This window comes from Flagellimonas profundi, from assembly GCF_017313275.1.
GTDB classification, from domain to species: domain Bacteria; phylum Bacteroidota; class Bacteroidia; order Flavobacteriales; family Flavobacteriaceae; genus Flagellimonas; species Flagellimonas profundi.
Genome location: NZ_JAFLNM010000001.1, coordinates 1,707,754 through 1,731,276 on the forward strand (window position 1 = coordinate 1,707,754; position 23,523 = coordinate 1,731,276).

The following is a 23,523-nucleotide window of genomic DNA, read 5'->3' on the forward strand; positions in this document are numbered from 1 at the left end:
ATTATTGTTTAAGGGCATCAATAGCCTTTTTAACGGAGCCGTACTTTTTCAGTACTTTTTCAGCCTCCTCGTAACCGAGACCAAGCTCCTCCATGATATATCGGGTTCCTCTGTCCACTAATTTGGTATTGCTCAGTTGCATGTTTACCATTTTATTTCCCTTTACCCGGCCCACGCGAATCATCAATGCTGTCGAAATCATGTTGAGCACCAATTTTTGACTGGTCCCGCTTTTCATCCGGGTACTTCCCGTTAAAAACTCCGGTCCCACGTTCACTTCAATTGGAATATCAGCAGATTGCGCCAAAGGAGAACCGGGATTATTGGTAATCCCGACCGTTAAAACACCATTCTTCTTTGCATCGGCAATACCCCCTAAGACGTAGGGCGTTGTACCCGAGGCAGCAATTCCGACCAAAACATCATTATCGTTAATGTTGTATTCCAAAAGATCTTTCCATGCTTGTTCTGTATCATCTTCGGCAAACTCAACCGCCTTTCTAATAGCTTGATCTCCCCCGGCAATCAATCCAATCACCCTGTCATGGGGCATTCCAAAAGTGGGTGGTATTTCGGAGGCGTCCAGAATACCCAATCTTCCGCTCGTGCCCGCTCCGATATAAAAGAGCCTCCCCCCATTTTCAAATCGCCTGGCCGTTTCATCCACTACTTGGGCCACTTGGGGCAAGACCAACTCCACAGCGTCTGCGATCTTTTTGTCCTCATTATTGATATTGGAAACAATCTCCAAACTATCCATTTCATCCAAACGATTATAATTGGATGGTTCCTCAGTAATCTTGATGTGCTTTTCCGCCACTACTTTATAATATTTGTATGTTCAAATTTTTAAATGCATCAAGCTTAGTGTCCCATGGTTCCAGTTCTGTGACCATAGTATTGATCACATTTAAATGACAAGTTTTAAAACGATGTTGGGAATTCAACTTCTCTGAAATACATAAAAGTACCGTTTTCTTTGAAGCATTGATAACCGCCTTTTTTGTTTGAACCACATCCCAATCAAATTCCGTCAATCCAAATTCGGTATCCACATAGCCCGTTCCAATAAAGCTATAATCCACCTTGATCTCCGATAAAGCGTTTATTGTGCTCGGCCCCATGGCTATCTGAGAGTCCTTTGATAGCGTACCTCCTATAAAAATGGTTTCGACATTAGGTTTGCGCAACAACTCCATTGCTACGGGCAAACTCAGCGTAAAACAAGTAAGCTTGAGGTTTGGAGGCAATAATTTAGCTAGTTCCAAGCATGTGGTACCTCCATCTATTAATATGACACTGTTATTCCTTAAAAGAGTTACGGCTTTCTTGGCTATGGCCATTTTTTTGTCCAGGGCATACACATTGTTGTTCCTTTGGGGACTATGGTTCGCAAAACCTAAAGAAACGGCTCCTCCGTGTACTTTGATCAGTAGATTTTCGTCATCCAACTCCTTAACGTCCCTCCGTACGGTATCTATTGAAACATTAAGCTTTTCCGCCAAGTCTGTCAAGAGCACCCTGTTGTGCAACTCTACTTCATTTAAAATGGAATGTTGTCTTTCTTCTTTTAACATTTAACATCTTTTTCTTCCAGGTTCAAATGTAGAAAACAATTGCACAAAAAAACTGTTGGGCATTAATGCAATGTCAATTCCCTTTAAAACTTGCAAACTAATGCAAATATATTGCAATATTTTGCATTTTTATGCTTTTTTTGATTATATTTGCCCTGTAAAATTTGTTAAACCTGACAAAAACATGCAAGATTTAGCTGAAAATCCTTTAAAAAGAGAGCCTCTCGACACCGAAACCTTGAAATTTGAAAAAATCAACACTCATATTTACGAGGATTCACAAAACGCATCTTGGTATGTGGCCAATGAAATAGCCAGTCTTATCAAGCAAAAACAAGAGCAGGGCCAAAAAGCCGTTCTTGGATTGGCCACAGGGTCAACTCCAACCAAAGTTTATGACTACTTGGTCCAATTCCACAAAGAGAATGGGCTTAGCTTTAAAAATGTAGTCACTTTCAATTTGGATGAATATTTTCCAATGTCACCAGATTCCATCCATAGTTATGTTCGCTTTATGAATGAACATCTGTTTGATCATATTGATATTGACCCTCACAATGTTCATATTCCAGATGGCAGTTTATCCAAAGAGGAAATCAGAAAGTATTGCCTGGATTATGAAGAGAAAATTCAAAATGTTGGAGGTATCGACATACAAGTTCTCGGAATCGGGAGAACTGGTCATATCGGGTTTAACGAACCGGGATCATCCCTACATAGCAAAACCCGTTTGGTTCGTTTGGACCGTGTAACCCGCCTTGATGCCGCCAGTGATTTCTTTGGAGAAGAAAACGTTCCGAGAAGAGCCATTACAATGGGGGTCGGTACCATTATGGAGTCAAAAAGAATCATAATTATGGCTTGGGGCGAAGGAAAAGCTCCAATTGTACAGCAAGCCGTGGAAGGTAAGATAAAGGAATCGGTACCAGCAACTTTTTTGCAACACCATAAAAATTGTGATTTTGTACTTGACGGAGCTGCGTCTTCATTCCTAACCAGGATTAAAACCCCATGGCTGGTCACCGAATGCGACTGGGATGAAAAACTCATTAAGACTGCCTCAATTTGGTTGTCAGAAAAACTGGATAAGGCGATACTAAAACTCACAAACGAAGATTATAACGAACACGGCATGGGCAGTCTCATCGCCGAAGTGGGTTCCGCAGAGCAAATCAACCTATCGGTTTTCAACCAACTGCAACGAACCATTACTGGTTGGCCAGGGGGCAAACCAAATGCAGATGATAGCCAAAGACCCGAAAGAGCCCAACCTCATCCAAAAACATCTTTGATCTTTAGCCCGCACCCCGATGATGATGTGATTTCCATGGGAGGTACATTGCTCCGATTGGTCGATCAAGGGCATAATGTTCATGTAGCATATCAAACCTCTGGAAATATTGCCGTATTTGATGATGAAGTAATACGTTTTCTGGATTTTGCTACAGATGTCCAAAAAGACAATAAAGAGCTTCAAAAGAAATTCAAGGAAGTGCGCAAGTTCCTGGCAAGTAAAAAGCCTGGAGAGTTGGACAGCCCAGAAGTACAGAATTTCAAGGGGCTTATCCGTAAAGGTGAAGCCTTGGCCGCCTGCAGGTACTGTGGAGTTCCAGAAGAGAACGCCCATTTCCAGAATTTACCCTTCTACGAAACCGGGGCTGTGAGAAAAAAACCGCTTTCCGAGGAAGACGTGCAAATAACGTATGACCTTTTAAATAAACTAAAACCCCATCAAATTTTTGCTGCAGGAGACCTGTCAGACCCACATGGAACCCACAGAGTCTGCTTGGATGTAATCTTTAAGGCAATTCAACGCTTACTTGACGAAGGTTCCGATTGGATTCGAAATTGTTATGTATGGTTATACCGAGGAGCATGGCAGGAATGGGATATTGCAGATATGGAAATGGCCGTACCGATCGGACCAAAGGATATGGCAAGAAAAATCAATGCCATATTTAAACACCAGTCCCAAAAGGACAGTGCAATGTTCCCAGGAAACGATAAAAGGGAATTCTGGCAACGTGCCGAACAAAGAAATAAGGATACCGCAAACAGATACAATCAGCTTGGAATGGCGGAATACGAGGCAATGGAAGGCTTTGTAAGATACCATTTCGAATAGCAAAATATTTCATTTTAAGTTGTTAGTTGTTTAATTTAATCTAGCAAAAAGGCCTACATTTAATGTATAAGTAGGCCTTTTTTACGCTTAAATGAATCGATTTTCTCATGACTTCCATTTTTTATGTATCACCTTTTAGAACCTGACCACACCTTAAAAAGTATTTGCACAACCTTTTAAACCAACCCTAATGAACGTAGCTCCAAAAGACAAAAACGCTTGGCTATGGATTCCCTTTTTATACTTTACCCAAGGCATTCCATATATTCTTGTGGTAACGGTTTCCGTAATCATGTACAAACGGTTGGGCATTGGTAACGCAGAAATAGGACTTTATACCAGCTGGCTTTATCTACCGTGGGTGATAAAACCTTTGTGGAGCCCTATTATAGACCTGAAAGGCACCAAGAGAAAATGGTTTTTGAGCATGCAACTATTGATTTCCGTTGCTTTTTTGGGCATTGGGCTCTTTTTGCCGTCCAATTCGTTCTTCATCATCACGCTGGCCTTCTTTTGGATGGCGGCTTTTGCTTCTGCCACTAACGACATTGCCTCGGATGGTTATTACATGATAGGCCTTACCCAGAAAAAACAATCTTTTTTTATAGGCCTGCGTAGTACCTTTTATCGACTGGCGATGGTAACAGGGCAAGGGCTTTTGGTGATTTTTGCCGGTTTTTTGGAAAATCGATACGGAGACAACACAAAGGCATGGTCCATAACCATGATAAGCGCAGCAGTTCTAATGATTGCCTTAACCATTTCCAACTTTTTCACCGCACCAAAGTTTGAAGAATCAAACCCAAAATCAGCTGAAAAACCAGCAGGATTTTTTGAAGTGTTCGCCTCATTTTTTAGAAAACATCAGATTGGAGTTGCCTTGCTTTTTATCCTTACCTACAGGTTGGGAGAGTCCCAATTGGTAAAAATGGCCTCTCCTTTTCTTCTGGACACGCTGGAAGTGGGTGGGTTGGCCTATTCCACCGAAGCTGTAGGCACCATTTATGGAACGGTAGGGGTAATCATGTTATCGCTTGGAGGAATATTGGGCGGTATCTTGATCTCCAGGGACGGCCTTAAAAAATGGATGCTGCCTATGCTGCTATCGCTAAATCTGCCCAATGCACTTTACGCTTTGTTGGCCATTACCCAAGCCACGAGTATTTATGCCGTGGTGGGCACAGTAGTGCTTGAACAGTTTGGTTATGGGTTCGGCTTTGCCGCATTTATGATGTATCTCATTTATGTAGCTGAAGGAGCTTCCAAAACATCACATTATGCCATTGCAACAGGGTTTATGGCCTTGGGCATGATGCTGCCCGGTATGCTGAGCGGTTATATTCAGGAATGGCTTGGATACGATGGTTTCTTTATTTGGGTAGTAATAGCGGCCTTGCCCGCATTTTTAGTGCTCCGCTACTTAAAATACCCAGCCGACTATGGTAAAAAAACAACAGAATCCAATGATTGATAGCGATATCCCATATACCCTTCCAGAGGAAACATTAGACTTGAGGCAAAAAGTAGGTCAATTTTTTATGCCCGCAGTTTTCATAAACGACACCGAAGAAGAGGTTCAGCAAATGGAGAAGCTCATTAAAGAATGTCATGTTGGCTCCATATGTTTCTTTCATAGCAGGGCGAGTGCGGCGACCAACTTTGAAGGAAAGAAAAAGATAGTACACAACGAAAAAAGCTATGATCGTCTACTCGAACTTATCGAACGTTACCAAAAAGTAGCAAGTGTGCCCTTGTTGGTGGCAATTGACGCAGAATGGGGGCTTGCCATGCGCATTGAAAACACAGCGCAGTACCCTTATGCCATTACACTTGGGGCCTTGACCAACGGGGATGACCATATTCAACAAGTGGGCAAGGCTATCGGCGACGATTGCAGGCGAGCAGGGATCCAATGGAATCTGGCACCAGTAGTGGACATCAACAACAATCCGGAAAACCCGGTAATCGGTTATCGCTCCTTTGGGGATGATAGAGAGCGGGTATTTGGAAAAGCCAAAGCATTCTTAAACGGGATGACGAACAGTGGCACCCTGAATTCCATAAAACATTTTCCAGGTCATGGCGATACTACAACGGATTCTCATTTGGGATTGCCCATTATCGATAAATCTATGGAAGAGCTTATGGAAAATGAGCTTTATCCTTTTAAAAAATTGATTGAATCCGGAGTTGACTCCGTTATGGTAGGTCATTTACTCCTACCCCAGCTAGATGCAGACAATCCCTCCACTACCTCTGCCAAGATTATTTCAGATCTACTTAGAAGGAAGTTGGGTTTTAACGGGGTTGTTATCTCGGATGCCCTCAACATGCATGCGGTTTCCAAGAAATTCCCCAAAAAAGGTAATTTGGAGCAAGCTGCTTTTAATGCTGGAATGGATGTGCTCTGTTTTAGTGAACATGTAAAAGAAGGAATGGACAAGATTTTGACCCATTCATCCAAAGAACGGATTCAAGAGAGTTTTGAAAGAGTTTGGGCTTTGAAACAAAAGGTGTTTTCCATCAAAAAAAAGTTGAACCAACCTGAGCCCAATGCCCTTAGCAAACTGAACCGTGAAATTGCAGCGCAAAGCATCACGGAATTGTATGGCGATGCATCAATAGTAGCGAAAATAAAATCTTCCGACTTTCTTAATGTTTCGGCCAGCTTGGGCAAAACAAATAGTTTTTCGGAGCAGATTTCGTCTCAATTAGGGGTAGAAATCATGGATTTGGACGCTGGCTTAGCTTCCAACAATCAAAATATTGTGTTGAGCTTCTTCCCTCCTGCCATAAAACCAAAAAACCAATTTGGAATCGATAAGAGCACATTGGGCTCCATTCACAGATTGATCAAAGATAAAAACACGCTCATTTATCTTTTCGGAAACCCATACGTTTTGGACATCTTACAATTAAAGGAATCATCCAATGTGGTATTGGCTTATCAAGATTTTGCTGAATTTCAAGAAGTAGCCTTTGATCACTTTTCCGGCAAAACAAAAGCAAAAGGAAAACTTCCGATTCAACTAAAAACCTTCCAACCATAAAGCTATAATTTATTATTTTTAAAAGTCTCTAAAATTATTGGGTATGAGCACTTACAAAGTTTTGGGGCTAATGTCCGGAACCTCTTTGGATGGACTGGATATAGCCTATTGCCATATTTGGGAAAAAGATGGAAAATGGAATTTTTCCATCAAAGAAACCGCAGAAATTGACTATGCGGACAATATGATGGAGTACCTCAAAAATGCAATCCATCTTTCTGAAGAAGACCATGCACAATTGCACAAAGATTATGGAATTTGGTTGGGGCAACAGTGTAGGTTATTTATTGATGAACTTGGCGAAGAGGTTGATTTTATTGCAAGTCACGGGCATACCTCGCACCATAGACCTGAGGATGGTGTCACCTTTCAATTGGGCGATGGGCAGTTTTTGGCAAACATCTCGGGCAAACAGGTAGTATGTGACTTTAGAAGTAAAGATGTGTCCCTAAAGGGACAAGGCGCCCCTTTGGTACCCATTGGAGATAAATTGTTGTTCCATGAATATGATTTTTGTCTGAATTTAGGGGGAATCAGTAATATTTCTTTTGAAAAAGATGGTGAGCGAATTGCTTATGATATTGGATTGGCAAATATGCCGTTGAACTACATTACACATAAAATGGGACTAGCTTATGATGAAGATGGAAAGCTCGCCCGATCGGGAATATTGGACGCCTCACTACTCCAACAACTCAACAATTTGGAATACTATCGGTTACCCTACCCTAAATCCACAGGGTACGAATGGTTTACTTCCAAAATTATCCCATTAATTGAAGCCTCTAAAATCTCCAACGAGGATTTGTTGCACACTTTTATTCATCATAATTGTGAGCAAATTGCAATAGCAGCACAAAAACATAAAAACAAAGGAAACTCCAAAAGTAACCTGCTTGCCACTGGTGGTGGTGCCCTGAACAAGTTTTTTATGGATACGCTTCAAGATAAACTGGGTTCAGCTTTCGAGGTTATTGTCCCTGATAAAACATTGATTGCCTATAAAGAAGCACTGGTTTTTGCTTTAATGGGGGTTCTTCGCCTAGAGGGAAAAACAAACGTCCTAAAATCGGTTACAGGCGCTATAAAAGATTCCTGTAGTGGTGAAGTGTTTTTTCCAAAAGAGGGTTAAGTCGTAACAACTCGTTTTCTTTTTGGTTTGTTCACCAATAAGAAAATAGCAAGTGCACAAAGACCGCAAATGGCCAAACCTGCGAAAAGTGGCCAAACCGTATCCTTAACAAACTCTCCAATAAAAGTAGCAATGGGTATGGATAGCAAAGTAGACACAAAACCATTGATTGCCGCTCCGATTCCCGCAATATGTCCTATAGGTTCCATGGCGATCGAACGGAAATTCCCCCACATAAAACCAAGACAGAAAAACTGAATGGACAAGAATCCGACCAAAACGTAAATACTAGGATTTGGAGAGTTCAGGAACAAGACGGAGTATGTCAGGGCAACAACGCAAAATACTATCGTAGCCATTAAAGAAAGTCGTCGCATTCCAAAACGCATGACCAAAGTTCCGTTCAAAAAAGTGGAAAGCCCAATGGAAATCGCAAGACCGGCAAATATATAAGGGAACATTTCTTTAAGTGCATATTGGTCCTCAAAAATATGCTGGGCCGAACTTAAATACACTAAAAACGCTCCGGTGACCAAACCAGAAGTCAAGGTAAATGCAACTGTCTCCCTATATTTTACAAATTCCCTTAACCCATCAACAAATACATGTCTGGTAAACGGAATTTTATATTCTGGATGCAGGGTTTCCTTTTGTCGCTTCCAAAACCAAATTGCAACGGCAAGAACAAAAACCATTTGAACATAAAAAATGGCCTTCCACCCGGCAGCATCCAAAATTAACTTTCCTATTGCAGGCGCCACGACCGGCACTAGAATAAAGAAGGCTACCACAAACGACATTATTTTTGCCATATAATCCCCCTCATAGGTATCTCTAATTATGGATATGGATATGGTTCGAGGTGCAGAAAGTCCAATTCCTTGTAAAATTCGTCCAACAACCATAATTTCCAAGGATGGGGCATATAAACAGATAACACTCGCTATCAAAAAGATGATGAAACCGAAATAAACCACAGGTTTTCTCCCAAAACTGTCCGATATAGGGCCAAAGAACAACTGCCCTACGCCAAGTCCCAAGAAAATCATGGTAACCAACAATTGATTGTCCGTAGGGTCAGTGCTGTTGATCGCCATTCCAATATTGGAAATTGCAGGTAGAATGGCATCAATGGCCAATGCCACAATGGACATTAATGCGGCCATCATGGCCACAAATTCAAAGTTGGGTTTTTGATTTATTTTTTGCATCCAGCAAAATTAGGTATACCCATTGGATCGGTAAAGCTTTTAAGAAAGGTTTAATGTTAAGGCAACACATCCAACGTTTTAGTTTAAGATTATGCGGGATTTACATCCAGATTTCGTAAACAAATCACTGTTCCGATGGGGTTAAAATTCAATATAACCCTATCTTTAGGGTCAAACAGAATAATCAATGGAAAGCTTAAAAGTATTGGTAGTCGGTTGTGGAAATATGGGTACTTCGCATGCACGGGCCTATCATCAATTGGACGGATTTGAAATCGTAGGATTGGTAAGTCGAGGAGAAAAAAGTCGCGAGCGGCTTTCCAAAGAATTGGATGGAGCACCCACCTTCGGGGATTATGCTGAAGCCCTAGAAACCACACAACCCGATGTAGTTTCCATCAACACCTACCCCGATACACATTTTAACTATGTAAAGATGGCTTTGAAAGCCAATGCGCATGTTTTTGTGGAAAAGCCTTTGGCACTTACCGTGGAAGAAGCTCAAGGTTTAGTGGACCTATCACAGAAACAAAACAAAAAAATGGTCGTCGGGTATATTTTGAGGGTACATCCCACGTGGGCCAAATTTACCGAGATGGCACAAACCTTGGGCAAACCTTTGGTAATGCGAATGAACTTGAACCAACAAAGTTCCGGGGAGCACTGGTACACCCATAAGCAGTTAATGAACTCTATGTCCCCTATTGTGGATTGCGGGGTACATTATGTGGATGTGATGTGTTCCATGACACGTTCCAAACCCATCAGTGTTTCTGCCATTGGCGCTCATTTATCGGACGAGATAGATTCCGAAATGTACAATTACGGACAATTACAGGTGCGATTTGAGGATGGTTCCGTAGGCTGGTACGAAGCAGGTTGGGGACCTATGATGAGTGAAACCGCATTTTTCATTAAAGATGTTATTGGACCAAAAGGATGTGTTTCCATAAGTGACCAGGACAAGGGAGCGTCAGATGATATTGAGGGGCATTCCAAGACAGGAAGCCTAAAATTACACCACAGCGAACTTGATCCAGATGGGCATTTTACCAAAAAAGATGAAATTATAAGCACGGCCGACGAACCAGACCACGACGGGCTTTGCCTATTGGAACAGGAATATCTGTTGGATGCCATTGTAAACGACCGGGACCTTACCCACCATTTAAATGATGCCGTAAATAGTCTTAAAATAGTACTGGCCGCGGATGAATCCGTAAAAACGGGCAAGACAGTGATGTTGTAGTAAAGTGTCAGGTCGAGCGGAGTCGAGACCTATTTTAAAATACTTCACTATGTTTGGTGTCAGGTCTTAGTAAAGACTAGTGTATCCGTATAAAATCTTTACCCTTTAGCCTTTACCCTTCACCTTTCAAACTTCACTCTTGGCTTACAACGGTATATTCCCATGCTTTTTCCAAGGGGTCTGCACCTCCTTTTTCTCCAACATGGCAAAAGTCTTCAATAATTTGCTCCGTGTATCTTTGGGCAGAATCACCTCATCGATAAAACCACGTTTGGCTGCTCGGTATGGGTTGGCAAACTTATCCGCATATTCGGTTTCCTTCTCCTTTAATTTGGCTTCTGGGTCATCAGCAGCGGCAATCTCACGTCTAAAAATAATCTCACTGGCACCTTTTGCGCCCATTACGGCAATTTCTGCACTTGGCCAAGCAAAGTTAAAGTCGGCCCCAATGTGCTTGGAGTTCATTACATCGTAGGCACCACCATATGCTTTTCGGGTAATAACAGTAACTCTTGGTACCGTGGCTTCACTCAAGGCATAGAGCAATTTGGCCCCGTGCATAATAATCCCGCTCCATTCCTGGTCCGTACCGGGTAAAAATCCTGGTACATCCACCAAAACCAATAACGGAATGTTGAAAGAATCACAAAAACGAGTGAAACGTGCTGCTTTGGTAGAGCTGTTTACATCCAACACCCCTGCCAAGAACATAGGCTGATTGGCAATAACTCCAATACTTCTTCCACCCAACCGGGCAAATCCTGTAATAATGTTTTCTGCATAATCCTTATGGATTTCATAGAACGAGTCCCCATCAATAATACCATTGATCACATCGTGCATATCGTAGGGTTTGTTGGGGTTGTCAGGAACTATTCCTGATAGTTCCTCCCTGGTTTCGTCGCCTAGTTCATATGGCAACAATGGCGTGGTTTCCTTATTATTTTGAGGCAAATAGTCCAACAAATTCCGAATATCGTTCAAACATGCGGCATCGTTGGTCGATGTTCTGTGTGCCACCCCCGATTTAACGGCATGGGTACTCGCCCCGCCCAACTCTTCCGAAGTCACGGACTCATTGGTCACCGTTTTGACCACATTGGGTCCGGTAACGAACATATAACTGGTTTCCTCTACCATAATGATGAAGTCCGTCATGGCTGGTGAATACACCGCACCACCGGCACATGGCCCCATAATGGCTGAAATTTGAGGTATTACCCCCGAAGCCTGTACGTTACGGTAAAAAATATCGGCATATCCGCCCAAGGATTTTACACCTTCTTGAATACGGGCCCCACCAGAATCGTTGAGTCCGATTACGGGTGCGCCCACTTTCATGGCCAAATCCATTACCTTACAGATTTTCTCGGCATGGGTTTCGGATAACGCTCCCCCGAAAACAGTAAAATCCTGGGCATAAACGTACACCAACCTTCCGTGCACTGTTCCATAACCTGTAACCACCCCATCGCCATAATACATCTCTTTCTCCATACCAAAATCCGTGGTACGGTGGGTTACCAATATGCCCATTTCTTCAAAAGAACCTTCATCCAAAAAGTAAAGTACTCTTTCACGAGCCGTTAATTTTTTCTTTTTATGCTGTTTTTCAATACGTTTTTTGCCTCCACCCAAATGGGCTTCCGCTATTTTTTCCTGTAATGCTTTTATTTTGGGATCCATAGGATTCAATTTGAAGGTAATCTTGTTATTTTTTTGTCTTCCAGAAATTGGTGCAGGGCAATCATGGCCGCAATTTCTGCCTCCTTGGCCGTTTGTTCTTTTATTTTTTCCGGAGAATAGTAATTCTTTACAAAGTGAGTGTCAAAATTCCCTGACCGGAAGGCTTCATGGGCAAATACAAAGGTGCCAAAAGGCAAAGTGGTCTGCACTCCCTTCACTTTATACTCCTGAATGGCATCTAGCATCAGCTCAATGGCCTCTTCACGGGTTTTACCATAGGTGATCAGCTTGGAAAGCATGGGGTCGTAATAAATGGGAATATCCATTCCTTCCTTAAAGCCATTATCTACCCGAATACCATCGCCAACTGGCCATTGATACGTTTCCAAATTACCCACACTGGGCAAAAAATCGTTCAAAGGGTCTTCGGCATAAACCCGAAGCTCCACCGCATGGCCGTTTATGGTTAGGTCCTCCTGTTTCATGGGAAGTGCCTCGCCTCTAGCTACCTTTATTTGCAATTCCACCAAATCCACTCCCGTAATCAATTCCGTAACAGGGTGCTCCACTTGAAGGCGGGTGTTCATTTCCAAAAAGTAGAAATTATGGTCGGCATCCATCAAAAATTCAACCGTACCAGCGCCGATATAGTCACAGGATTTGGCCACTTTACAGGCCGCCACACCCATTTTCTCACGCAGTTCGGGCGTTAAAATTGCAGAAGGCGCTTCTTCCACTACCTTTTGGTGACGTCGCTGAACGCTACATTCCCTTTCAAAGAAATGCAGCACATTGCCGTGTGTATCGGCCATCACCTGTACCTCAATATGCCTTGGTGATTTCACATATTTTTCCACAAAAACGGAGCCATCTCCAAAAGCAGATGTTGCTTCACTAATGGCTCGTTTCATCCCAGATTCCAGGTCTTCTTTATTTTCCACGATCCGCATTCCCTTGCCCCCGCCTCCTGCAGAGGCTTTTATCAATACCGGATACCCTACCTCATTGGCAATTTCGTGCGCCTTGGCCACATCGGTAATGGCCTCATCTATACCCGGTACCATAGGAATGTCGTATGCTTTAACAGTTTCCTTGGCCGCCAACTTACTTCCCATAATTCGGATGGCTTTGGATTTTGGACCGATAAAGGTAATGCCGCTTTTCTCGACAGCTTCCGCAAAGTCCGCGTTTTCACTTAAAAACCCATAACCAGGATGAATCCCATCCACGTTGAGCTTTTTGGCGACTTCAATAATCTTATCGCCTCTCAAATATGATTTATTGGAAGGTGCCTCACCGATACATACCGCTTCATCGGCAAATTGAACATGGGGAGCATTCCTGTCCGCTTCCGAAAAAACGGCAACGGTATCAATACCCATTTTTTTCACGGTCTTCATTACTCTGACCGCAATTTCGCCGCGATTGGCGATCAATATTTTTTTCATGATGTTCTATTGAAATTCAATCAACAATTGTTTCTTGTCAACGGCATCCCCTTTGGACACTCCTATTTTCTTGATGACACCGTTTCTTGGGGAGGTAATGATATTCTCCATTTTCATGGCTTCCAGAATGACCAATTGATCTTCTTCTTTGACTTCCTGACCTTCTTCCACCAAAATATCCAAAATCAACCCTGGCATAGGTGCCGAAATAGAATCTATGTTTTTTCCTCCATTGATGGCAAAGCCCATTTTCTCGATAAGCTCATCCAAAGGGGTTTGAATGGAAGAACGGTATTCGCTGCCATCAATGCTAATGGTGTAAGTTCCTTTGTTAAAATCGGAATTCAGGATTTTTATATGGTAGGATGTACCATCTTTTAGCAGGTGATAGGCATGATCCCCGGTTTTTATCAAATCCAATGAAGAAATAGTGTCCTTGGAAAGTTTAAAGTCAAAGTCGTCCCCAACCTTGACAGCATAAGAATTATCCATAAAAGATTTTTCCTTTGGTTAGCCTGATAAAGATAGAGGTTAATGCATTAAAAACCATACAAAACTATACCTAATAAGCAGGGTCGATTATGACAATGATCATTAATTTCTTTAATATTAAACACTAATTATGAAGTATTGTAGATAGGCAGAAGATATAATCATTTGTTTATTTTTGATGCCAAAATTCAAACTATGCTGATCTTAGGGATTGCTGGCGGCACAGGGTGCGGGAAAACAACGGTAGTTAACCAGATTGTGGAACAATTGCCCACGGACGAAGTAGGTGTAATAAGCCAAGATTCTTACTACAACGACCTTTCCCATATGAGTAAAGAGGAAAGGGCCTTGGTGAATTTTGACCACCCAAATTCGATAGATTTCGACCTATTGATAGAGCATATTGACCAACTGAGACAAGGAAAGACCGTTGATACGCCCATGTATTCCTTTGTAGAGGAAACCAGAATGAAGGAGACTGTTCCCACAGCTCCCCGAAAGGTTATGATCGTGGAGGGCATCTTGGTATTGAGCAATCCCAAATTGAGGGATATGTTCGATATAAAAATATATGTCCATGCCGATTCGGACGAGCGCTTGATCAGAAGGTTGCAACGCGACACCCAGGAACGTGGGCACGATCTGAAGAAAGTGCTTACAAGATACCAAACCGCTGTAAAGCCGATGCACCTTCAATTTATTGAACCCTCAAAGGAATTTGCGGACATTATCATTCCAAACAACCACTACAATACCGTTGCTGTGGATATTGTTAGAACCATCATTAATAACAAACTATCGTAACATGGGCCTAAAGGAGTTGAGAAAAAAGAAATGGTTCAAGATCATGACCAATACCTATATCCTGGTATTGACCATTTTTGTGATTTGGATGGCTTTTTTCGACACCAATTCCCTGTTGATCCATTTGGAGCTGGAGAATGAAATCGATAAGTTGGAAAAGGAGAAGCAGTTCCTAAAAAGTGAGATTGAAAAGGACAAAGAAATATTAAAGAAGATGTCCGATGAAAAGGAGCTCGAAAAATTGGCCCGCGAAAAATATTATATGAAAAAGGATAATGAAGAAATATTCTTGATCGAATATGAAGATAGCCTAAAGAACAAACAAGATGAATAATACCAGCCTATTTCAAGAATTCCCGGAAATTTCCGCCAAACAATGGAAACAAAAGATTCAGGTTGACCTAAAAGGTGCCGATTATAACGAAACCTTGGTCTGGGAATCTTTGGAAGGCATCAACGTAAAGCCTTTTTACAATAAAGAGGACCTAAAGAACATTCCCAGTTTTTCATTGCCGAAAGACCACGATTGGTCCATAGGGCAAGCTATTTATGTGAGCGATGAAAAAAAATCCAATGCAAAAGCCCTCGAAATATTAAAAAAAGGTATGGAAAACTTGATTTTGACCATACCCAACGAAACTACGGACTTTGAAGCCTTGATCTCCGGCATTGACCTGAAAGAGACCAACCTCTACTTCAATTTTGAGTTTTTGGCCTTGGAACCCATCAAAAAATTAATTTCCCTCCTTAAAGGCAAAAAAGCCAAGGCCCATTTGAACATTGACATTGTCGGGCACTTGTCCAAAGATGGCAATTGGCACCACAATCTGGAAGAAGACCACAAAATATTCACTGAATTGGTTTCACTCGGCACTTCGGAAATTTCAATTATCGGGGTCGATACGTCGCTTTATCAAAATGCTGGCGCCAACATGGTACAACAATTGGCATATGCCATGGCCCATACCAACGAGTACTTGAACTATATCACTTCGAGCGGAGTCGAGAAGTCACTCCCAATTACTTTTAAAGTGGCGGTGGGCAGCAACTATTTCTTTGAAATAGCAAAGATCAGGGCTTTACGATGGCTTTGGAAAAGTATCGCATCAGCATATGGCATACAAAACGAATGCAATATCCTAGTTGTTCCCTCCAAACGGAACAAAACCCTGTACGACTATAACGTGAATATGCTCCGCACAACATCCGAATGCATGTCTGCGGTTTTGGGTGGAGCCGACACCGTTTGCAATTTGGCCTACGACGCCCTTTATCATAAAGACAACGAATTCGGGGAGCGTATTGCCCGTAATCAACTGCTACTTTTAAAAGAAGAAGGCTATTTTTCCGAGGCTTCGCAAATTTCCGAAGGCTCATACTACATTGAATCGCTGACCAATCAATTGGCCGAGAAAGGCTTACGGCTATTTAAACAAGTGGAAAAAGCCGGTGGATTCTTGGAAGGGATTAAAAAAGGCACCATCCAACAAAAAATAAAGGAAAGCGCCGAAAAGGAACAACAACTTTTTGATGAAGGAAAAATCGTTTCAGTGGGCACCAACAAATACCTGAATCCACAAGATAGGATGAAGAATGATCTGGAGCTCTACCCTTTTATGAAGCAAAAAGCACGAAAAACCATCGTTGAGCCCATAATTGAAAAAAGATTGGCCGAAGCGTTTGAACAAAAAAGATTGAACGATGAGTAGAAAGGACCTTCAACACCTGGAATTGGCTGCCGATTCGAATGCCGGCGAGACCCAAAAATACGAGCACGAAAATTTTGCTGCGGGGATTTCCCCTTTCCTTCGTGGACCCTACTCTACCATGTATGTTCGCAGACCGTGGACCATCCGCCAATATGCGGGATTTTCCACGGCCGAGGAAAGCAATGCGTTCTACCGAAGAAACTTGGAGGCGGGGCAAAAAGGTCTTTCTGTAGCCTTTGATCTACCCACCCATCGTGGATATGACTCGGACAACGAGCGCGTTGTTGGCGATGTGGGCAAGGCTGGGGTTGCCATCGACTCTGTGGAGGATATGAAAATCCTGTTCAATGGCATCCCTTTGGACAAAATGTCCGTTTCCATGACCATGAATGGAGCCGTAATTCCCATTATGGCTTTTTATATCGTGGCAGGGTTGGAACAAGGTGTTTCCATGGAACAACTTTCGGGAACCATTCAAAACGATATATTGAAGGAGTTTATGGTTCGGAACACCTATATCTACCCACCTACCCCTTCCATGCAATTGGTCGCTGATATCTTTGAGTTTACGAGTAAAAACATGCCTAGGTTCAATAGCATCAGTATCTCCGGATACCATATGCACGAGGCGGGTGCTCCTGCATCCATGGAGTTGGCCTATACGTTGGCCGATGGTATTGAGTACATCCGAACTGGAATAAAGGCAGGCTTGAAGATTGATGAATTCGCTCCACGACTATCCTTTTTCTGGGGTATTGGAATGAACCATTTTGCCGAAATCGCCAAAATGCGTGCAGGTCGCATGCTTTGGGCCAAATTGGTAGCGCAATTCAACCCTTCAAATCCAAAATCATCAATGCTCCGTACCCATAGTCAAACCAGTGGTTGGAGCCTTACGGAGCAGGATCCTTTCAACAATGTGGCCAGGACAACTGTCGAAGCAATGGCAGCAGCTTTTGGAGGAACACAAAGTCTTCACACCAACGCATTGGACGAAGCGATTGCATTGCCAACAGATTTCTCGGCACGAATTGCAAGGAATACCCAAATTTATCTACAGCAAGAAACCCATATCACCAAAACAGTGGACCCTTGGGCGGGTAGCCACAAAGTGGAACAATTGACTCAGGAAATTGCAGAAAATGCCTGGGAATTGATTCAAGAAGTGGAAAAATTGGGTGGAATGACCAAGGCCATCGAAAAAGGTATCCCAAAAATGCGCATTGAAGAGGCTGCAGCCAAGAAACAAGCCCGCATTGATAGCGGACAAGATGTTATTGTGGGAGTGAACAAATACCGATTGGAGAACGAGGACGATCTTCAAATTTTGGAAGTGGACAATGCCAAGGTGAGGAAACAGCAAATGGCACGCCTGGACCAAATAAGAAACAGCAGGGATACAAAAGCTGTTGAAAAAGTACTCGAAGCCATCCGGGTTGCCTCCAAAAAGGCCACTAAAAACGATTCAGACCGTGGAAATTTATTAGCTTTAGCCATAGAAGCGGCCAAAGAACGTGCTACTTTGGGTGAAATCAGCGATGCCATGGAAAGTGCGTTTGGACGATATAGAGCAAAAATCCAATCCTTTACCGGAGTGTATTCCAAAGAAATCAAAAACGACGAAAGTTTTGAAAAGGCCCGAAAGCTGGCAGACACCTTTGCAGAGCAAGAGGGGCGCAGACCACGAATTATGGTCGCCAAAATGGGACAAGATGGACATGACCGCGGCGCCAAAGTAGTGGCCACAGGTTATGCCGATCTAGGTTTTGATGTGGATATAGGCCCCTTGTTCCAAACTCCTGCCGAAGTGGCCAAACAAGCTGTTGAAAACGACGTACACGTACTTGGGATTTCCTCACTCGCAGGAGGGCATAAAACCTTGGTCCCCGAGGTAGTTCAAGAACTGAAGAAATACGGTCGTGAAGACATTATGGTCATCGTTGGGGGCGTCATCCCAAAGCAAGATTACAAGCATCTACTGGATAATGGTGCCGTTGCCGTGTTTGGACCAGGTACCAAAATTGCGGATGCAGCCACCGAAATACTGAATATACTTTTGGATTAAACCACATAACGGCCTAACCAATAAAAGTTTAACTTTATTTAACGCAGGATACTGGGTTTATTCACCCCCTGTTAACAAATTACATTTTATCGCATCCTAAATAATCGTATTTTTAGCACCTAACTTACTATGAAATGGGCAAGATTATTGCAATAGCAAACCAAAAGGGCGGTGTAGGCAAAACAACCACAACGGTGAACCTTGCAGCCTCCTTAGGTGTATTGGAAAAAAAGGTGTTACTCATTGATGCCGACCCCCAAGCCAATGCAACTTCAGGTTTAGGCGTTGATGTGGATTCCGTGGAAAACGGTACATATCAGCTTTTGGAGCATACCATGAGTGTTGAAGAGGTGACCATCCCAACAGATTCTCCCAATGTGGATCTAGTGCCTGCGCACATTGACCTTGTTGCCATAGAAATTGAATTGGTGGACAAGGACAACAGGGAATACATGATGAAAGAAGCCTTAAAGAATTTGGGCGACAAGTATGATTTTGTGTTGATTGATTGTGCTCCTTCCTTGGGGTTATTGACCTTGAACGCACTTACCGCGGCAGATTCGGTAATGATACCCATACAATGTGAATATTTCGCTTTGGAAGGTCTTGGCAAATTATTGAATACCGTAAAGAGTGTACAAAAAATACACAACAACGATTTGGACATCGAAGGGATGTTGTTGACCATGTACGATTCCAGGTTACGACTTTCCAACCAAGTTGTTGAAGAAGTGAAGAAACACTTCGCGGATATGGTTTTTGATACCATAATCCAACGAAACGTTAGGCTAAGCGAAGCTCCTAGTTATGGCGAGAGCATCATAAAATATGATGCGAGCAGTAAAGGTGCTTCCAATTATCTTAACTTAGCCAACGAAATTTTGAAGAAAAACAAGGAGAAAGTTTAGATGGCGAAAGCAACAAAAAAACAGGCGTTGGGAAGAGGCCTGTCCGCTCTTTTGAATGATCCAGAGAATGATATTAAATCAGTTTCGGATAAAAATGCGGACAAGGTCATAGGAAATGTGGTAGAACTGGACATCAATTCCATTGAAGTCAATCCTTTTCAGCCACGTTCCAATTTTAACGACGAAACCCTTGAAGAATTAGCGAGTTCCATTCGCGAACTGGGCATTATACAGCCCATTACGGTAAGGAAACTGGATTTCAACAAATTCCAATTGGTTTCCGGAGAGCGAAGGTTCCGTGCATCCAAATTGGTAGGGTTGGAAACCATTCCAGCTTATATCCGTATTGCCAACGATCAAGAATCCTTGGAAATGGCCTTAGTGGAGAATATCCAAAGGCAAGATTTGGACCCCATTGAAATTGCACTCTCTTACCAACGACTTATCGATGAAATTGAGATTACTCAAGAAAGGTTGAGTGATCGCGTAGGTAAAAAACGTTCCACTATCACCAATTATTTACGCTTACTAAAATTGGACCCCATCATTCAGACAGGAATGCGTGATGGATTCATCAGTATGGGGCACGGAAGGGCGCTTATTAACATCGACAAGAAAAAAGACCAGATTGCCATTTACGAAAAAGTGGTTTCCGACGGCCTATCCGTTAGGGCAACTGAGCAACTGGTAAAAGCACATAAGGACCCCAAAAGTTCTGGCACTGATAAGAAAAGGGGCACTCCCGATGTTCCAGATTTTGTTTCCAACAGTTTGGATTCCATCAAAGAAAGACTAGCTACCAAAGTGGATATTACCACATCTAAAAATGGAAAAGGAAAAATAGTGATACCCTTCCATTCGGAAGAAGACTTTAAGCGTATCAAAAAATTGTTGACAGGTGAATAAAAACCTTCTTTTATTGCTCTTTACCTTTTTGTTTTTTTACTCAGGATTTTCTCAGGAAGAAGAGAAAAATGAAACCAAAAAACAGCCACAACCATCAAATAAGGTAGACTCCATTGCACAAAATATGGAAGGGGAAGGTGTTACTTTTGAAGAAGTTACCAAGCAAAAAGACATTAACCCCCTTGCACCGAGCAAAGCTGCATTTTATTCGGCCATTTTACCCGGGCTTGGACAGATATACAACAAACGCTACTGGAAAGCCCCTATAGTTTGGGGCGCCATAGGAACAGGAATTTATGTCTATTCCATAAACAATACGGAGTATCGAAGAGCAAGAAACGCGTATAAACGTAGACTCGCAGGCTTTGAAGACGATGAATTTTGGGATTTGAACGGAGATGGTTTCGGTCCCGATCTAACATCGGAAGCATTGCAGGGAGCCCAAGAAAATACCCAAAGAGATAGGGATTTGGCCTTAGTGATCACAATTGCTCTTTATGCCTTGAATATTATAGACGCCAACGTGGACTCACATTTAAAACAATATAATGTGAGCGATGACCTGGCTGTTGATTTCAACCCTTATCTAGATATAAATCCTTTTACCAACAAGCCAAACTATGGTATGGCTATGGTCATAAAATTCTAACGTATGAAGATTGCTCTTTTCGGATATGGCAAAATGGGAAAGATGATCGAGCAGATTGCCCGGGATAGAGGTCATTCGATTGTAGCAAAGATTGATGACCGCTCGCAAGATGTAGATTACACCTCAATGGATGTTGCCATTGACTTTAGTACGCCCGAAGCTGCTTTTGACAATATCACCAATTGCTTTAAGAACAATGTGCCCGTAATCAGCGGAACCACTGGTTGGTTGGATAGGCTTGATAAAGCCATCAAAATTTGCGAAGAGCATAAAAGTGCATTCATCTATGCCTCCAACTTTAGCCTGGGTGTAAATATCTTTTTTGAACTCAATAAACATCTTGCCAAAATGATGGCGGAGCTGGAACAGTATAAAGTTTCCATGGAGGAGATACATCATACCCAAAAACTGGATGCACCCAGCGGAACTGCCATTACTTTGGCCGAAGGCATTATTGAAAACACCTCTAATAAAGACTGGAAACTGAACGAATCAGGCGACAAAACAATTTCCATTAAATCCATTAGGGAAGGCATGGTGCCGGGAACCCATAGCATTTCCTATGAAAGCCCGGTTGACACCATCGAAATAAAACACGAAGCACATAACAGGGAAGGTTTTGCACTCGGAGCAGTAATCGCATCGGAATGGATACAGGGAAAAACAGGTGTTTTTTCCATGAAAGATGTGTTAAACCTTAGCTAAAAAACGTAACAGGAATATAGACCCAGGGTCTAACAAAGAAACTTTTTTATATGGACGGTATTCAATGGATTATTTTTATCCTGATCATTCAGGTCATCCATTTCTTGGGAACATGGAAACTCTACGTTAAGGCAGGCAGAAAAGCATGGGAAGCCGCCATACCCGTTTACAATGGTATTGTTTTGATGAAAATCATAAACCGACCTTGGTGGTGGGTACTTTTATTGTTTATTCCCATCATCAATTTATTGATGTTCCCTGTGGTTTGGGTAGAAACCATCCGAAGTTTTGGAAAAAACTCCCTTGTGGACACTTGGTTGGTCATCCTTACGCTCGGTTTTTATATCTACTACATCAACTACGCTGAAGATGTACAGTATATTGAAGACCGCAGTCTAAAACCAAAAACAGGATTGGGCGAATGGGTCAGCTCCATTGTATTTGCCATTGTGGCAGCAACTTTTGTTCACACCTATTTCATTCAACCTTATGTGATTCCGACAGGATCTCTGGAGCGCACCTTAAGAGTAGGTGATTTCTTATTTGTCAGCAAATTCCACTACGGTGCACGGGTACCTATGACCACCTTGGCCGCACCCATGGTTCACGACACACTTCCTGTATTAAAAACAAGATCGTATTTGGCAGATGTAAACCCCGAAACCTATAAAACCTCTTGGATCAACAAACTCCAGTTGCCTTACATGCGTTTGCCGGGATTTGAAAAAGTGGAGAAAAACGATATTGTGGTATTTAGTTTGCCCGCTGATACTTTGTATCAGTTCTTCAAGGCACAAAAAGCCGTTATAAAACCAATTGATAAAAAATCCAACTATGTAAAACGATGTGTAGGCACTCCTGGAGATTCCCTAGCGGTAATTGATGGATTTGTATACATCAATGGTGAACAACTTCAATTATCGGATAGGGCAAAGCCGATGTATGTGTATGACATCTATGCGAAAAATGGGGTTTCCAGCAGCTATTTAAATGATGTGGATGCTGCCGACTATGTTCGAAAATATATAGCAACCAATATCAGCGAGGCACAATATAACGCTTTGGCGCCCTTCATTTCCGGTGGACGACAAACGGAAGATGGCAAAATTGAACTTTACACCAACGAAAACGGTATACCGACCGATGTTATTCGCCAATTACGACTTTCCCTAACCGAAGAAAAGCCACGTTCCCGAATGGCCAATCTTACGGATGAAATGGTTGCCACACTCAGGAACAATCCTGTCATTGACTCCGTAGTTAAAACCATTGAACCGAAAGGAGTATATGGTGGAAACACGTTTCCGCAAAAACCCAATCTGTATCCTTGGAACAACGATAACTTTGGTCCCATCTATATTCCAAAGAAAGGAAGCACCGTTGAGATCAATTCCAGAACAATTCCTCTATACAAAAAAATTATACGGGATTACGAATACAACGATGTAAGGGTTACGGGCAATAAGATATTCATAAACGGAGAAGAAGCTGATTCCTATACTTTTAAACAGGACTATTATTGGATGATGGGGGATAACCGCGACCACTCCGAAGACAGCAGGACCTGGGGGTATGTTCCGGCCGACCATATCGTAGGTAAACCAGTGTTCCTATGGATGAGTTTTGACAACTTTAGACAGGGAATCGCCAATTGGAAGATACGCTGGGACCGTGTATTCACCACTGTTGGCGGAAGTGGCGAGCCAGTATCCTACTTCTGGTATTTTATAGCACTTTTAGCTGCTTGGTTCATTTTTGATTTCTTCCGTAAGAAAAAGAAGAAAAAATCATAAGTAATCTTAATTAA

Annotated in this window: 20 protein-coding genes; 14 read left to right on the plus strand and 6 right to left on the minus strand. The window is 42.4% G+C overall.

Going from position 1 to position 23,523, the window contains the following annotated elements:
• Position 1: 1 nt before the first annotated feature.
• The gene (gene murQ, locus J0654_RS07885) at positions 2–820 is read right to left on the minus strand and encodes an N-acetylmuramic acid 6-phosphate etherase (protein ID WP_207027421.1); all 819 of its coding nucleotides are present in this window, start codon (positions 818–820) and stop codon (positions 2–4) included.
• A gap of 4 nt (positions 821–824) precedes the next feature.
• Positions 825–1,577: a DeoR/GlpR family DNA-binding transcription regulator gene (locus J0654_RS07890; protein ID WP_207027423.1), complete on the minus strand. Its 753-nt coding sequence runs from the start codon at positions 1,575–1,577 to the stop codon at positions 825–827.
• A gap of 184 nt (positions 1,578–1,761) precedes the next feature.
• On the opposite strand from J0654_RS07890, the gene nagB reads away from it, so the two are divergent.
• The 4 genes from nagB (at position 1,762) to J0654_RS07910 (ending at position 7,884) form a co-directional block, all read left to right on the plus strand.
• Complete coding sequence (nagB, locus tag J0654_RS07895) at positions 1,762–3,702, plus strand: glucosamine-6-phosphate deaminase (RefSeq protein ID WP_207027425.1); 1,941 nt, start codon at positions 1,762–1,764, stop codon at positions 3,700–3,702.
• Positions 3,703–3,892: 190 nt separating this feature from the next.
• Positions 3,893–5,173, plus strand: a complete 1,281-nt coding sequence (locus tag J0654_RS07900; protein WP_207027427.1) for an MFS transporter — start codon at positions 3,893–3,895, stop codon at positions 5,171–5,173.
• The gene (locus J0654_RS07905; RefSeq protein ID WP_237685907.1) at positions 5,142–6,752 is read left to right on the plus strand and encodes a glycoside hydrolase family 3 protein; all 1,611 of its coding nucleotides are present in this window, start codon (positions 5,142–5,144) and stop codon (positions 6,750–6,752) included. Before J0654_RS07900 ends, J0654_RS07905 begins: the two co-directional genes overlap by 32 nt.
• 43 nt (positions 6,753–6,795) lie before the next feature.
• Positions 6,796–7,884, plus strand: coding sequence for an anhydro-N-acetylmuramic acid kinase (locus J0654_RS07910; protein ID WP_207027429.1), 1,089 nt, complete (start codon positions 6,796–6,798; stop codon positions 7,882–7,884).
• Here the strand turns inward: J0654_RS07910 and J0654_RS07915 are convergent.
• Positions 7,881–9,095 carry a multidrug effflux MFS transporter gene (locus J0654_RS07915; RefSeq protein WP_207027431.1) on the minus strand — a complete coding sequence of 405 codons (1,215 nt, stop codon included), beginning with the start codon at positions 9,093–9,095 and terminating at the stop codon, positions 7,881–7,883. The genes J0654_RS07910 and J0654_RS07915 overlap by 4 nt on opposite strands.
• A 187-nt stretch (positions 9,096–9,282) precedes the next feature.
• On the opposite strand from J0654_RS07915, the gene J0654_RS07920 reads away from it, so the two are divergent.
• The gene (locus tag J0654_RS07920; protein ID WP_207027433.1) at positions 9,283–10,344 is read left to right on the plus strand and encodes a Gfo/Idh/MocA family protein; all 1,062 of its coding nucleotides are present in this window, start codon (positions 9,283–9,285) and stop codon (positions 10,342–10,344) included.
• A gap of 144 nt (positions 10,345–10,488) precedes the next feature.
• Here J0654_RS07920 and J0654_RS07925 read toward each other — a convergent pair whose 3' ends face one another.
• From J0654_RS07925 to J0654_RS07935, 3 genes are read right to left on the minus strand one after another with little or no spacing between them, the layout of a single operon-like run.
• Positions 10,489–12,030 (minus strand): acyl-CoA carboxylase subunit beta, encoded by a 1,542-nt coding sequence (locus tag J0654_RS07925; protein ID WP_207027435.1) that lies wholly within the window; start codon positions 12,028–12,030, stop codon positions 10,489–10,491.
• Between the two features lie 5 nt (positions 12,031–12,035).
• The gene (accC, locus tag J0654_RS07930; RefSeq protein ID WP_207027436.1) at positions 12,036–13,478 is read right to left on the minus strand and encodes an acetyl-CoA carboxylase biotin carboxylase subunit; all 1,443 of its coding nucleotides are present in this window, start codon (positions 13,476–13,478) and stop codon (positions 12,036–12,038) included.
• Between the two features lie 6 nt (positions 13,479–13,484).
• Positions 13,485–13,970 carry an acyl-CoA carboxylase biotin carboxyl carrier protein subunit gene (locus J0654_RS07935; RefSeq protein WP_207027438.1) on the minus strand — a complete coding sequence of 162 codons (486 nt, stop codon included), beginning with the start codon at positions 13,968–13,970 and terminating at the stop codon, positions 13,485–13,487.
• A gap of 195 nt (positions 13,971–14,165) precedes the next feature.
• On the opposite strand from J0654_RS07935, the gene udk reads away from it, so the two are divergent.
• From udk to lepB, 9 genes are all read left to right on the plus strand, one after another.
• Positions 14,166–14,774, plus strand: a complete 609-nt coding sequence (gene udk / locus J0654_RS07940) for a uridine kinase (RefSeq protein WP_207027440.1) — start codon at positions 14,166–14,168, stop codon at positions 14,772–14,774.
• A 1-nt stretch (position 14,775) separates the two neighbouring features.
• Positions 14,776–15,108: an FtsB family cell division protein gene (locus tag J0654_RS07945; RefSeq protein ID WP_207027442.1), complete on the plus strand. Its 333-nt coding sequence runs from the start codon at positions 14,776–14,778 to the stop codon at positions 15,106–15,108.
• Positions 15,101–16,483, plus strand: coding sequence for a methylmalonyl-CoA mutase subunit beta (locus tag J0654_RS07950; protein ID WP_207027444.1), 1,383 nt, complete (start codon positions 15,101–15,103; stop codon positions 16,481–16,483). The genes J0654_RS07945 and J0654_RS07950 overlap by 8 nt, the downstream gene beginning before the upstream one ends.
• Entirely contained in the window at positions 16,476–18,548 is a 2,073-nt protein-coding gene (scpA, locus tag J0654_RS07955) for a methylmalonyl-CoA mutase (RefSeq protein ID WP_207027446.1), read from the plus strand. Before J0654_RS07950 ends, scpA begins: the two co-directional genes overlap by 8 nt.
• 134 nt (positions 18,549–18,682) lie before the next feature.
• Positions 18,683–19,456, plus strand: a complete 774-nt coding sequence (locus J0654_RS07960; protein WP_207027448.1) for a ParA family protein — start codon at positions 18,683–18,685, stop codon at positions 19,454–19,456.
• Positions 19,457–20,362: a ParB/RepB/Spo0J family partition protein gene (locus J0654_RS07965; RefSeq protein ID WP_207027450.1), complete on the plus strand. Its 906-nt coding sequence runs from the start codon at positions 19,457–19,459 to the stop codon at positions 20,360–20,362. It abuts the gene before it with no gap.
• Positions 20,355–21,011, plus strand: a complete 657-nt coding sequence (locus tag J0654_RS07970) for a DUF5683 domain-containing protein (protein ID WP_313783466.1) — start codon at positions 20,355–20,357, stop codon at positions 21,009–21,011. Before J0654_RS07965 ends, J0654_RS07970 begins: the two co-directional genes overlap by 8 nt.
• Positions 21,012–21,014: 3 nt before the next feature.
• On the plus strand, positions 21,015–21,716 hold the full coding sequence (dapB, locus tag J0654_RS07975) for a 4-hydroxy-tetrahydrodipicolinate reductase (RefSeq protein WP_207027452.1): 702 nt from the start codon (positions 21,015–21,017) through the stop codon (positions 21,714–21,716).
• Positions 21,717–21,766: 50 nt separating this feature from the next.
• On the plus strand, positions 21,767–23,509 hold the full coding sequence (gene lepB, locus J0654_RS07980) for a signal peptidase I (protein WP_207027454.1): 1,743 nt from the start codon (positions 21,767–21,769) through the stop codon (positions 23,507–23,509).
• Positions 23,510–23,523: the final 14 nt, after the last annotated feature.

What these genes read in the sequence shown, in the direction of transcription:
- dapB (WP_207027452.1), top strand. Translation starts at nt 21,015, where the DNA reads ATGAAGATTGCTCTTTTCGGATATGGCAAAATGGGAAAGATGATCGAG.
- J0654_RS07945 (WP_207027442.1), top strand. Translation starts at nt 14,776, where the DNA reads ATGGGCCTAAAGGAGTTGAGAAAAAAGAAATGGTTCAAGATCATGACC.
- nagB (WP_207027425.1), top strand. Translation starts at nt 1,762, where the DNA reads ATGCAAGATTTAGCTGAAAATCCTTTAAAAAGAGAGCCTCTCGACACC.
- J0654_RS07935 (WP_207027438.1), bottom strand. Translation starts at nt 13,970, where the DNA reads ATGGATAATTCTTATGCTGTCAAGGTTGGGGACGACTTTGACTTTAAA.
- J0654_RS07950 (WP_207027444.1), top strand. Translation starts at nt 15,101, where the DNA reads ATGAATAATACCAGCCTATTTCAAGAATTCCCGGAAATTTCCGCCAAA.
- J0654_RS07965 (WP_207027450.1), top strand. Translation starts at nt 19,457, where the DNA reads ATGGCGAAAGCAACAAAAAAACAGGCGTTGGGAAGAGGCCTGTCCGCT.
- J0654_RS07925 (WP_207027435.1), bottom strand. Translation starts at nt 12,030, where the DNA reads ATGGATCCCAAAATAAAAGCATTACAGGAAAAAATAGCGGAAGCCCAT.
- J0654_RS07915 (WP_207027431.1), bottom strand. Translation starts at nt 9,095, where the DNA reads ATGCAAAAAATAAATCAAAAACCCAACTTTGAATTTGTGGCCATGATG.
- J0654_RS07920 (WP_207027433.1), top strand. Translation starts at nt 9,283, where the DNA reads ATGGAAAGCTTAAAAGTATTGGTAGTCGGTTGTGGAAATATGGGTACT.
- J0654_RS07910 (WP_207027429.1), top strand. Translation starts at nt 6,796, where the DNA reads ATGAGCACTTACAAAGTTTTGGGGCTAATGTCCGGAACCTCTTTGGAT.
- J0654_RS07905 (WP_237685907.1), top strand. Translation starts at nt 5,142, where the DNA reads ATGGTAAAAAAACAACAGAATCCAATGATTGATAGCGATATCCCATAT.
- udk (WP_207027440.1), top strand. Translation starts at nt 14,166, where the DNA reads ATGCTGATCTTAGGGATTGCTGGCGGCACAGGGTGCGGGAAAACAACG.
- J0654_RS07960 (WP_207027448.1), top strand. Translation starts at nt 18,683, where the DNA reads ATGGGCAAGATTATTGCAATAGCAAACCAAAAGGGCGGTGTAGGCAAA.
- J0654_RS07890 (WP_207027423.1), bottom strand. Translation starts at nt 1,577, where the DNA reads ATGTTAAAAGAAGAAAGACAACATTCCATTTTAAATGAAGTAGAGTTG.
- lepB (WP_207027454.1), top strand. Translation starts at nt 21,767, where the DNA reads ATGGACGGTATTCAATGGATTATTTTTATCCTGATCATTCAGGTCATC.
- J0654_RS07900 (WP_207027427.1), top strand. Translation starts at nt 3,893, where the DNA reads ATGAACGTAGCTCCAAAAGACAAAAACGCTTGGCTATGGATTCCCTTT.
- accC (WP_207027436.1), bottom strand. Translation starts at nt 13,478, where the DNA reads ATGAAAAAAATATTGATCGCCAATCGCGGCGAAATTGCGGTCAGAGTA.
- scpA (WP_207027446.1), top strand. Translation starts at nt 16,476, where the DNA reads ATGAGTAGAAAGGACCTTCAACACCTGGAATTGGCTGCCGATTCGAAT.